The 11326-nt window shown below is 63.6% G+C and carries 12 protein-coding genes and 1 tRNA gene; 11 read left to right on the top strand and 2 right to left on the bottom strand.

Going from position 1 to position 11326, the window contains the following annotated elements; all coding sequences use genetic code 11:
• Nucleotides 1–29: 29 nt before the first annotated feature.
• The gene (locus tag G524_RS15270) at nucleotides 30–227 is read right to left on the bottom strand and encodes a hypothetical protein (RefSeq protein WP_036857629.1); all 198 of its coding nucleotides are present in this window, start codon (nucleotides 225–227) and stop codon (nucleotides 30–32) included.
• Nucleotides 228–316: 89 nt separating this feature from the next.
• Between G524_RS15270 and G524_RS0107625 the strand changes: the two genes are divergently transcribed.
• Nucleotides 317–391 (top strand) — tRNA-Thr (locus G524_RS0107625).
• 88 nt (nucleotides 392–479) lie between these two features.
• A complete protein-coding gene (locus tag G524_RS0107620) occupies nucleotides 480–974 on the top strand; it encodes a hypothetical protein (protein WP_027443186.1) in 495 nt (164 codons plus the stop codon).
• Here G524_RS0107620 and G524_RS0107615 read toward each other — a convergent pair.
• Nucleotides 961–2175 (bottom strand): DNA methyltransferase, encoded by a 1215-nt coding sequence (locus G524_RS0107615; protein WP_051220980.1) that lies wholly within the window; start codon nucleotides 2173–2175, stop codon nucleotides 961–963. The two genes, G524_RS0107620 and G524_RS0107615, sit on opposite strands and share 14 nt — an antisense overlap.
• A 338-nt stretch (nucleotides 2176–2513) precedes the next feature.
• Here G524_RS0107615 and G524_RS0107610 point away from each other — a divergent pair, with 338 nt between their 5' ends.
• The 9 genes from G524_RS0107610 (at nucleotide 2514) to G524_RS0107570 (ending at nucleotide 11157) form a co-directional block, all read left to right on the top strand.
• Nucleotides 2514–3752, top strand: a complete 1239-nt coding sequence (locus G524_RS0107610) for a hypothetical protein (RefSeq protein WP_156894043.1) — start codon at nucleotides 2514–2516, stop codon at nucleotides 3750–3752.
• A gap of 128 nt (nucleotides 3753–3880) precedes the next feature.
• On the top strand, nucleotides 3881–4645 hold the full coding sequence (locus G524_RS0107605; RefSeq protein WP_027443183.1) for an SDR family NAD(P)-dependent oxidoreductase: 765 nt from the start codon (nucleotides 3881–3883) through the stop codon (nucleotides 4643–4645).
• A 31-nt stretch (nucleotides 4646–4676) separates the two neighbouring features.
• Nucleotides 4677–5645 (top strand): thiamine pyrophosphate-dependent dehydrogenase E1 component subunit alpha, encoded by a 969-nt coding sequence (locus G524_RS0107600; RefSeq protein WP_027443182.1) that lies wholly within the window; start codon nucleotides 4677–4679, stop codon nucleotides 5643–5645.
• A complete protein-coding gene (locus G524_RS0107595) occupies nucleotides 5645–6631 on the top strand; it encodes an alpha-ketoacid dehydrogenase subunit beta (protein WP_027443181.1) in 987 nt (328 codons plus the stop codon). Before G524_RS0107600 ends, G524_RS0107595 begins: the two co-directional genes overlap by 1 nt.
• Entirely contained in the window at nucleotides 6632–6871 is a 240-nt protein-coding gene (locus G524_RS0107590) for a biotin/lipoyl-containing protein (protein WP_027443180.1), read from the top strand.
• Complete coding sequence (locus G524_RS0107585) at nucleotides 6868–7257, top strand: nuclear transport factor 2 family protein (protein WP_027443179.1); 390 nt, start codon at nucleotides 6868–6870, stop codon at nucleotides 7255–7257. Before G524_RS0107590 ends, G524_RS0107585 begins: the two co-directional genes overlap by 4 nt.
• 512 nt (nucleotides 7258–7769) lie before the next feature.
• On the top strand, nucleotides 7770–9797 hold the full coding sequence (locus G524_RS0107580; protein WP_027443178.1) for a ribonucleoside-diphosphate reductase subunit alpha: 2028 nt from the start codon (nucleotides 7770–7772) through the stop codon (nucleotides 9795–9797).
• A gap of 53 nt (nucleotides 9798–9850) precedes the next feature.
• Complete coding sequence (locus tag G524_RS0107575; RefSeq protein ID WP_027443177.1) at nucleotides 9851–10036, top strand: hypothetical protein; 186 nt, start codon at nucleotides 9851–9853, stop codon at nucleotides 10034–10036.
• Nucleotides 10037–10107: 71 nt separating this feature from the next.
• Nucleotides 10108–11157, top strand: a complete 1050-nt coding sequence (locus G524_RS0107570) for a ribonucleotide-diphosphate reductase subunit beta (protein ID WP_027443176.1) — start codon at nucleotides 10108–10110, stop codon at nucleotides 11155–11157.
• The last annotated feature ends 169 nt before the right edge of the window (nucleotides 11158–11326 follow it).

The raw sequence follows: 11326 nt of genomic DNA, 5'->3' as shown, positions 1-11326 counted from the left end.
GCGGTGCGTGCTGTGTTGCGGGCGGCGGGTTAGCCTTCGCGCGGCGGCTTGCAAAGCCCCTGCGGCGCGGCTTCATGGGCTCGCGCCGAATCGCCGAGCGCGCGGGCCTGGGCCTTGCGGCGCCGCAGGTTTTCGCGCAGCTTGGCGGCGAGGCGCTGCTCGCGCGACATATTCTTGCCGGTTTTCGTCTCCATGTGAAATCCCTTGGCGCCAAGGCGCGGCGGCATCAAGCCCGCGCGTGCTTGGTGCCGGTGGCAGGCAAGAAGAGCGTTGACATTGCGCAGCCGCGCGACAATAGCGCCCGCCTGCCCGCGGCGCTGCTGTAGCTCAGTGGTAGAGCGCACCCTTGGTAAGGGTGAGGTCGGGAGTTCAATCCTCCCCAGCAGCACCATTCTCGCTCTTACGGGGCAGTGGTTAGTCATCTCACAATACGATGCAGGTCGGCTGGGCGCTACAGTGCGCAAAGACAAGGCATTTGTATGGCAAATTCACTGATTCTCGAATGGGACTTGGACGAACTCGCGGCTGCGATGCACCTAGAGAAGGACGAGGTGCTTGTGTATTTCCGCGACGGGCGGCGCATCTCTTTCATACTTGAGCGTCGCATTCGTGACGCTTTTCCCTCGTGGAAGCTAGCGCCCTCCGAAGGATCGGGCTTTGACCTGATTGATGATAAAGGTGGCCGTTGGGAGGCGCGTTCCATCAGTTCCGGGATTTACTTCTGCCCGAGTTACATGGTCGGCAGTGGGCGCGTCTTTGAGGAACAGGGCTTTTTGCAAAAGCTGGAGAACATTGAGGGCTATGTCTGTTCCGACATTAAGAAGTTTCCGCAGGTGCCGGTCTTCGTGGTCCCATCTGACCTGATATTTGACCTCTACCGCAAAGGGCAGCTTGGCGCGGGCACGCGTATCAGCAGCGCCCGGTTCTACTCGACCATTGTGCCGCTCTTGTCGTCTGTCGTTATCGACGACTGAATATGACGATCCTGTTGGTGTTAGTGCCCTTCGAGTTGTTGGACACGCCCCAGCAGTTTGCCGTCTTCGTAAACTCCTGAACATTAACGAGGACGCCAATTGGATCGAGCGGCAGGCCGACTGCGGCCTCCAGAACAAGACTGTCTAATTCGACCTTGCCGTTGCGGACCTCGCCCACCTCATAGGCGATGTGACCGCCGCGTCGCGTGACACGGGCGAGGTCGGCAAGCACCCGGTGAGTGAACGAGGTCCAGTCCTCCACCTTCTTATGCATGGCGATATCGACCTCGGCAGCCTCGATGCCAGCAAACCAGCAGCGAAGCCAATTGTCAGCGGCATACTGCACAATGTCGAGAAACGGGGGAGAGGTAACGACGAGGTCAACTGTCGCGTCGCCTAGCCCGCAGTTTGTTGCGTCGCCCGTTAGTAATATCGCTTTGCCACTCTGGGGAACGCGATCACGGAGCAGGGTGCGTGATTTCTTAAAGATGATGTCCTTCACCGATCGACGCGGCGGAACCTGCCCCCGCTTCTCATTGATCCTGCGTTGCCCCTCAACTGAGACGGCTTGATTCGGCGGCAGGCTATAGACTGAAAAGAATCCGCTGCTGTGACCGGTCAACCTATTGATTGCGACCATGCGTATCCAGTCATCAACATGGTCGAATTTCCCACTGGCCTCGCGTCTAAAGAAATAGGAGCGAAGCATTTCAATCTCTGCAAGTGTTTCGGGATGAAAGAAAACCTCAAGCTCCTCATGCTGAACCTTTCCGAAGCGAAGGTCGAGCATATCCAGCCGATCCTTGATCGCAGACAGTGATGGTGGATTAATTCTCGGACGCGTCAGCAGTATGCTGAGTGGATTGATGTCATTTCCCGTCCCGACGCGTCCCGTCAAGACTGCCTGGATCGGTGTTGTCCCGCGCCCCATGAACGGGTCGTAGATGATGTCACCGGGCTTGGTCAGCCGCTGAATGAAGAAATCGGGCAATTGCGGCTTGAAGCACGCCCGATAGCTGATCTCGTGGATCGAATGCGCCTGACGTTGGCGCGCGGTCCAAAACTCATTGAAGAAATATGCTACGCCATTTCGATGTTCGACAACAGTTCTGTCTCCGTTGAAGCTGAACGCCTCAAGCTCTGACGCAAGGTCATGGATATAGGGCGCATCAAAAAGCGATGGTTGAGCGAGTGTGGCCATGATTCGGACAACCGGACTATGCCGAAGCGGGAATGCCGATTAATTGGCCTGCAAAGAACGAAAAGGCAACGAGCAGTGCCTCCAAAGCGGTGGATTGATCCCTACGTTAACACGGATCAGGCTGGCTGGCATTTCCTCTGCGGTCACAGCACATGTCGCAAAGTCGGTTGCCTAATCCTAAGCTGTTGAATGGTCGGCGGCATATCAGAAACACGAATAATGCGCCATGGCCTCACCACTGGTTCGAACCCGGTCATGGGAACCCCTTGCGACTGCCCTTTCGCCTTTGCGGGGTGGCTGTGCTATGGCTTTGCCGCGTTGTTGGGGGGAGAATCGCAATGGCAAGAAAGATTCTTGGCGCGGCGCTGATGGGTCTGGCGGCGGCCTCGGCGCTGGTTTCGGCAAGCGCGCTGTCGCAGGCGGGCAGCGCCGGGCCGGTGCGCTATGCCATGGACGCGGCGACCATGAGCGGGCTTGGCGCCATGGGCAGCGGCGGCGGCTTGGGCGCGGTGCTGGGGATGATGCGCGGGGGGCGCCCGCAGGCGGTGCGGATGCTCAGCCTCCACCACGGGGCGCCCACCACCGCCCCGCCGCCCCAGGCCGATCACTTCATGCCCGCCACCGCGGGGCTGGGCACCTCGGTGCGCCTGCTCCCGCCGCAGCGCAGCAAGGGCGGGGCGCGTGAGCCGGAGGCGCCGCCGCGCTTCGAGCGGCCGAGCGGGCGGCTGCTGCTGTTCTGGGGCTGCGGCGCGCGCGCCCCTGCGGGCCAGCCGGTGGTGATCGATTTCTCGCGGCTTGCCGCGGGCGAGGTGCCGCCCGGGCTGTTTGTCGCGCCGATCGATCTGCCCGATGACTGGCAGGTGACCAGCGCCAACAGCCGCACCTATACCACCTGGCCCAATCGCGAGGACATGAAGCAGCTGCCCGCCAATGCCTCGCTCGTGGGTGCGCACCGGATCGCCGCCAATTATGCGCGCGAGATCAACTTCACCCTCGCCGATGATTTCATGCCCCCGCTCGAGGCGACGGCGAGCCCGCTGGCGAGCGGCGCGAGCATGCTGGCGTGGAAGGGGCTGGACAAGGCCACCGGGTATTATGCCTGGGCGATCGGCGCCAAGGACGGCGGGCGCCGCGGTGCGCCGAGCGAGATGGTGTGGTGGGCCTCGTCCAAACAGCAGGCCTTCGGCGGCCCGCTGTGGGACTGGATCTCGCCCGCCGGGGTGAGAAAGCTCATCGCCGCGGGCACGGTGATGCCGCCCGAGCAGCGCGATTGCACCATCCCGGCCGAGGTCATCAAGGCCGCGGGCGAGGCGCTGATGGTCAACCTTCAGGCCTATGGCCCGCAGGCCGATTTTGCCTATCCGCCGCGCCCGGCCGATGCGCGTAAAGCCTGGAAGCCCGAATGGATCGCGCGGGTGCGCTTCCGCTCCTCGACCATGCTGCTGCCCGGGATGGCAGGGATGGGCGGCCTTGGTGCGGCAGAGGATGACGAGCCTGTGCCCGAGGCGCGCCCGCGCAAGCCCAAGTGCAAGGGCTTGAAGGGCCTGGCCGAGCGCGCCGCGGGCCTGTGCGAATAGGTGGATGAAGCGCCGGCCCGGGCCTTGCCCGCCGGCCCATCCCCCCATCCCCCCAAAAGTGCCAATCCGCCCGGCTGGCGCCCTCGGCTATCCCCTTTTCCAGCACGCAATGGCCGGGGAGAGGCGCGATGGATCTGGGACTTCAGGGCAAGAAGGTGATCATGAACGGCGGGGCGCACGGCCTCGGCCTTGAATCGTTGAAGCTCTTCGCCGCCGAGGGCGCCGATGTCGCCTTCTTCTCGCGCAAGGAAGACAAGATCGAGGCCGCCAAAGCCGCGATCGATGCCGCCGGGCCGGGCAAGGTGTTTGCCGAAGTGTTCGACATGGCGAGCGGCGCCGAGGCCTATCAGGCCTGGCTCGAGAAGGCCGCGGGCGAGCTGGGCGGGTGCGACATCTTCGTCCACACCGCCTCTGCCTCGGGCACCGGGGGCACGGGCGACTGGCAGGCCTGCCTTGACATGGACATCAAGGGCGCCGCGCTCGCGGTCGAAACCCTCACCCCGCATCTCGAGAAGTCGGGTTCGGGTTCGATCGTGATGCTCTCCTCCACCGCCGCGCTCGAAACCTTCATCGCCCCCAATCCCTTCAACGCGATCAAGGCGGCGCTCATCACCTATGCCTCGCAATTGAGCCAGGCGCTCGCGCCCAAGGGCATCCGCGTCAACACCGTCAGCCCCGGGGCGATCTATTACAAGGGCGGCAACTGGGAGGTGATCGAGCAGCACATGAAGCCGCTCTTCGATGCGACGCTCGCCAAGATGCCGATGGGCCGTTTCGGCGAGCCGGTCGAGGTCGCCAAGGCGATCGTCTTCGTCGCCAGCCCCGCGGTGCCTTACATGACCGGGGCCAATGTGGTGGTCGATGGCGGCTTCACGCAGCGCGTCCAGTTCTGAGCTTCACCCGAAACAGGAAGGGCCTCTTTCCATGCCTGCCATCGACCGCGACAAGCTGCGCGACATCTACACCCGCACGATGAAGGTCAACCGCACCGACGAGAAGTTCCGCGCGCTGCTGATGCAGGGCAAGGTGGCGGTGATGTATTACTGCGTGCGCGGCCAGGAGCTGGTCTCGGCCGCGGCCATGGCCGCGCTCGAGCCGCAGGACTATGTGGTGTGCACCTATCGCGGCCAGGGCGAACAGACCGCCAAGGGCATCCCGATGGAAAAGTGGTGGGGCGAATGCCTCGGCAAGGCCACCGGCACCTGCAAGGGCAAGGGCGGCACCATGCACATCACCGATCCGGCCACCGGGATCATGGTCACCACCGGGGTGGTGGGCAGCGGGTTGCCGATCGCCAATGGCCTTGCCATGGCCAGCCAGAACAATGGCGATGGGCGGGTGACGCTGGTGAGCTTTGGCGACGGGGCGGCCAATATCGGCGCCTTTCACGAGGCGCTCAACATGGCCCAGCTTTACAAGCTCCCGGTGATCTTCCTGTGCCAGAACAACCGCTATGGCGAGCACACGGCCTATGCCGATCACACCGCCAGCCCCTCGATCGCGATGCGCGCCGAAGGCTACGGCATGAAGGGCGTGAGGGTCGATGGCAATGACGTCTTCCAGATCTATCCGGCGGTGAAGGAGGCGGTCGAGCGCGCCCGGGCGGGCGAGGGGCCGACACTGATCGAGGCCATGTGCTACCGCATGATGGGTCATTTCTTTGGCTCGGACTTCAGCTACATGCCGCCCGAGCATCTCGAGGAGATGAAGCGCGAGGACCCGCTGCCCAAGCTCAGGAAGGTGATGCTGGAACACCAGTTCACCGAGGAGGAGCTCGACGCCATCGTCGCCGAGATCGATGCCCAGATCGATGCCGCGGTGGCGCACGCGCTGGCCGCGCCACTGCCCGATGTCGATGAAATCTATCGTGACGTGCTCGAGGAGACCGCGTGATGGCGCAGATCACCATGACCCAGGCGCTCAACCTCGCGATTGACGAGGCCATGGCCGAAGACCCGGGAGTGTTCTGCCTCGGCGAGGATGTTTCGGCCAAGCAGGGCGGCGGGGTGTTCAAGGTCACGCAAGGCCTCACCGAGAAATATGGCGCGCACCGGGTGCGGGCCACCCCGATCTCGGAAACCGCGATCGTCGGCGCGGCGGTGGGCGCGGCGCTTGCCGGGCAGCGCCCGATCGCCGAGATCATGCTGATGAACTTCGTCGCCGTGTGCATGGACCAGATCGTCAACCATGCCGCCAAATTGAGGTTCATGAGCGGCGGGCAGACCCCCTGCCCGATCGTGATCCGCACCACCACCGGGGTGGGCGTGGGCTTTGGCGGGCAGCATTCGGACATGCTCGAGGCCTGGTTTGCCCACGTGGCGGGCATCCACGTCGTCACGCCTTCGAACCCGGCTGATGCGCGCGGGCTGCTGCGGGCGAGCATCGATGCCAATGATCCGGTGATCTTCATCGAGAACATCCTGTGCTATGGCCTCAAGGGTGAAGACCCCGGCCCGGGCTACCGCGTGCCGCTGGGCAAGGCGGCGGTGGCGCGCGAGGGCAGCGACATCTCGCTCATCACCTATGGCCGCACCGTGCTCGATGCGCTCGATGTCGCCAGCGACCTCGCCAAGGAAGGCATCAGCGTCGAGGTGATCGATCTCAGAACCATCGCCCCCTATGACGAGGCGACGGTGCTGGCGAGCGTGCGCAAGACCGGGCGCGCGCTGACCTTGCACGAGGCGGTGCGCCCCTTCGGCACCGGGGCCGAGATCGCCGCCAATATCCAGGAAAAGTGCTGGGACAGCCTCAAGGGTCCGGTGCGGCGGGTGGGCGGCACCTTCTCGGCCGTGCCCTTTGCCAGCCACCTCGAACAGGCGTGGATCCCGACCAAGCCCAAGATCGTCGAACAGATCAAACTTGCCATGGGTAGGCTCTAGATGGCTGTCGAAATCCGCATTCCCAAGCTCGGCATGAGCGCGCTCGAGATGACCCTCGTCGAATGGATGTTCGGCCCCGGCGAGCGGGTCGAGAAGGGCGAGGTGATCTACACCGTCGAGACCGACAAGAGCACCACCGAGATCGAGGCTCCGGCGAGCGGGATCATCCATCCCACCGGCGAGGAGGGCGCGACCTACAAGGTCGGTGATCTCATCGGCACCATCGACGAGGACGGATGACCAGCCCCAGGGACATGCTCGCCCGGGTCTATAGCGCCGCCGCCACGCGCGACTGGGCGGCGGTGGAAGCGCTGATCCACCCTGATTTCGTGCTCTACGAGGCCGCCTCGCTGCCCTTTGGCGGCGAATGGCGCGGCAGGGACGCGCTGCAGCGCTGCGCCGCGGCGATGTATGGCACCTGGGCCGACACCCGGCTCGAGATCCTCGATTGCACCGGGGGTGATAGCCACGCGGTGATGGTGATTCGCCTCACCATGCACCCCAGGGACGGCTCGGCCCCCTTCACCCAGACGATCTGCGAGCTTGGTACCTTTGCGGACGGGCTGCTGAAGAGCCTGCACATCCACTATTTCGACGCCGCCGAAGTCGCCGCCCGGGCGGGCTAGACGCGGCGCGCGCCATCCGCGCGTTTCGCTTCAGCGCAAGATTCATGCCCGCTCGCGTGCAAAAGATTCACGGCTGGATTCCAAAGATTCACTCCCCATATTTTTCTTCACAGATTCAATTTGGGGCTTGCGCGCGCCGCGACTCAAGCTTGTTCCATGCGTCGCGGGGCAAGCGGGGCAAGCTGGCACCGGCCTTGCGGTTAATCCGGGCTTAATCGGGCGTTGACGCGATTCCCGCCCTGATTCATCATCTAGTGGTTCGGCTCGCATCGAACCCCCAAGCCTTGGTGATCGTCCCGCCCCCCCCGGGGGGGCAACGGTGGGAAGGATCGGCCGGCAGGGGGCGCGCTGTGGGCCGAGGCCAGGCGGCATGACAGGCCAGCGAGGCGCCTCTCTCGGGACAGGGCGGTTGGCAAGCCTGTGGACGCAAGGGTATGGAACAGAATCAGAACATGGGGCCACTGGCCTATGCTCGATTCGGGGGGACATTTCGGGGGGATATGGGGCAGGACATGGAATTCAGGCTGAGCGAGAACGTGCCGGGCGAGGCGGAGATTGCGGGCGAGGGCGCTGGAGCGGCCGGCGCTGCGCGCGGAGATGAAAAGGCAGTGAGCATGACAAGGGATGATGCCGGATCGCAGGCGTTGATTGCGGCCAAGGCGGGCGAGGCGCTGGCCGGGGCGCTGGCCGAGGCGGCCAAGGCCTCCGCCCAGGCTGACAGCAAGAAGGTCAATGCCCGGCGCTTTGCCATCCGCACCGATGCGCAGCGCGATGCCAACCTGACCGATTTCGGCAAGGAGACGCTCAAGGACCGCTATCTGCTCCCGGGCGAGAGCTTCCAGGATCTCTTCGCTCGCGTCGCCGATGCCTATGCCGATGACGAGGCCCATGCCCAGCGGCTCTATGACTACATCTCGAACCTGTGGTTCATGCCCGCCACCCCGGTGCTCTCGAACGGCGGCACCAGCCGCGGCCTGCCGATCTCGTGCTATCTCAATTCGGTCGAGGACAGCCTCGAGGGCATCGTTGGCACCTGGAACGAGAACGTCTGGCTCGCGGCCAAGGGCGGCGGGATCGGCACCTATTGGGGCAATGTGCGCGGCATTGGCGAGCCGGTCGGGCTCAACGGCAAGACCAGCGGGATCATCCCCTTCGTGCGGGTGATGGATTCGCTTACCCTCGCGATCAGCCAGGGCAGCCTCAGGCGCGGCTCGGCAGCCTGCTATCTCGACATCTCGCACCCCGAGATCGAGGAGTTTCTCGAGATCCGCAAGCCCAGCGGCGATTTCAACCGCAAGGCGCTCAACCTCCATCACGGCGTGCTCGTCACCGACGAGTTCATGATTGCAGTGCGCGATGGCAAGGAGTTCCACCTGCGCTCGCCGCGCGATGGCTCGGTGCGCGGCACGGTCGATGCCCGCTCGCTGTTCCAGAAGCTGGTCGAGACCCGCCTTGCCACGGGCGAGCCCTACATCGTCTTTTCCGACACGGTGAACCGGATGATGCCCAAGCATCACCGCGACCTGGGGCTCAAGGTTTCCACCTCCAACCTGTGCAGCGAGATCACCCTGCCCACCGGCATCGACCACCTCGGCAATGACCGCACGGCGGTGTGCTGCCTCTCCTCGCTGAACCTTGAAAAGTGGGACGAGTGGAAGGGCGACAGGCAGTTCATCGAGGACGTGATGCGCTTCCTCGACAATGTCCTGCAGGACTATATCGACCGCGCGCCGCCGGAAATGGCCCGGGCCAAGTATTCGGCCAGCCGCGAACGCTCGGTCGGGCTCGGGGTGATGGGCTTCCACTCCTACCTGCAATCCAAGGGCGTCGCCTTTGAAAGCGCGGCGGCCAAGGCGCTCAACCTGCAGATGTTCCGCCACATCAGCGCCAAGGCCTCCGAAGCCTCGATGCTGCTGGCGCAGGAGCGCGGGCCTTGCCCCGATGCCGCCGAGATGGGGGCGATGGAGCGTTTCTCGTGCAAGATGGCGATCGCGCCCACCGCCTCGATCAGCATCATCTGCGGCGGCACCAGCGCCTGCATCGAGCCGATCCCGGCCAATATCTACACCCACAAGACCCTTTCGGGCAGCTTCATCGTCAAGAACCCCTATCTTGAAAAGCTGCTCGAGAAGAAGGCCAAGAACTCGACCAACGTGTGGAACGCGATCCTCGAGCGCGGCGGCAGCGTGCAGCACCTCGATTTCCTGACGCCGGAGGAAAAGGCGGTGTTCAAGACCAGCTTCGAGATCGACCAGCGCTGGCTGCTCGAATTCGCCGCCGACCGCACCCCCTATATCGACCAGGCCCAGTCCCTGAACCTGTTCATCCCGGCCGATGTCGACAAGTGGGATCTGATGATGCTGCACTACCAGGCGTGGGAAAAGGGCATCAAGTCGCTCTATTACCTGCGTTCCAAGAGCGTGCAGCGCGCCGGCTTCGTCGGCGGGGTCGAGGCCGACAACACCACCGAGCCGCCGCGGATCGAGCTTTCGGCAAGCGGCGAGAAGACCGATTACGAGGAGTGCCTGAGCTGCCAGTAGGGGCGATCTGCCCACGGCGCTGCGCGCCGGAGTGAAGGAAGGGAGAGGTCAACATGAACCTGCCGATTGCAGCGGCCATCTTCGGCCTCGTGGTCTGCCTTGTCTTTGCCTTCACTGCGGTGCGCGAACTCAAGCGCAACCAGCCCGGCCATGCCCGCAACGCGGCGGTGATCCACATCGCCATGGTGTCGATGTTCGTGCCCTTCTGCCTCTACATCCTCATCGCTTACGCCCCGTGATGCCACCTGTGAATCCGCGCGCCGCCGCGCCGCGTATCTGCTAGACTGACCGCCTTCAGGAGAACCCGCCCATGTCGCTGCTCGAAGCCCGCTCGACCTACAAGCCCTTCCAGTATCCCTGGGCCTACGAGTTCTGGAAGCGCCAGCAGCAGATCCACTGGATGCCCGAGGAAGTGCCGCTGGGTGAGGATTGCCGCGACTGGGCGCAGAAGATCACCGATCACGAGCGCAACCTGCTCACGCAGATCTTCCGCTTCTTCACCCAGGCCGATGTCGAGGTGCAGAACTGCTATCACGAGCACTATGGCCGGGTGTTCAAGCCCACCGAGGTGAAGATGATGCTCGCCGCCTTCTCCAACATGGAGACGGTGCATATCGCCGCCTATTCACACCTGCTCGACACGATCGGCATGCCCGAGACCGAATATTCGGCCTTCCTCGAATATGAGGAGATGAAGGACAAGCACGATTTCCTCGGCCAGTTCGGGGTCGAGACCGACGAGGACATCGCCCGCACGCTCGCGGCCTTCGGCGGCTTTACCGAGGGGCTGCAGCTGTTCGCCAGCTTTGCCATGCTGATGAACTTCCCGCGCTTCAACAAGATGAAGGGCATGGGCCAGATCGTCAGCTGGTCGGTGCGCGATGAAAGCCTGCATTGCGAGGGCATCATCAAGCTGTTCCACACCTTCTGCGAGGAACGCCAGTGCCTGACCAAGGCGGTCAAGGAAGACCTTGTCGACATCTGCCAGAAGACCGTGCGGCTCGAGGATGCCTTCATCGACCTTGCCTTCGAGATGGGCCCGGTCGACGGCATGAGCGCGAAGGAAATCAAGAAATATATCCGCTACATCGCCGACTGGCGGTTGAAGCAGCTGGGGCTGCAGCCGATCTACCTGATCGAGGAACACCCGCTGCCCTGGCTCCAGCCGCTGCTCAACGGGGTGGAGCACGCCAACTTCTTCGAGACCCGCGCAACCGAATATTCCAAGGGCGCCACCCGCGGCAACTGGAACGACGTATGGGCAAGCTTCGACAAGCGCCAGAAGGCCAAGGCGGCGAATGAGAGCGGCGCCGGCGAGGAGGCCGAGGCGGGCTTGTTCGGGGCCGAGGCGGCGGAGTAGTTTTGAGTGGCAATTTACTCGCCCGAACCGTTTTTGACATCTTTCGACAAAGAATTGCTGCGCCTGCTATCGGAGTTAGGCCGTAAACTCATAAACTGGCTTGCGTGGACGGCAAGTGATTGATTCAAGGTTCGGGAAAGGAGCCTTGGATATGCGCCGTCGTTTTGAC

This window comes from Erythrobacter cryptus DSM 12079 (assembly GCF_000422985.1).
GTDB lineage: Bacteria > Pseudomonadota > Alphaproteobacteria > Sphingomonadales > Sphingomonadaceae > Erythrobacter > Erythrobacter cryptus.
The sequence above is the reverse complement of the archived record's forward strand: the minus strand, read 5'-3'. Positions and strand labels throughout refer to the sequence as shown.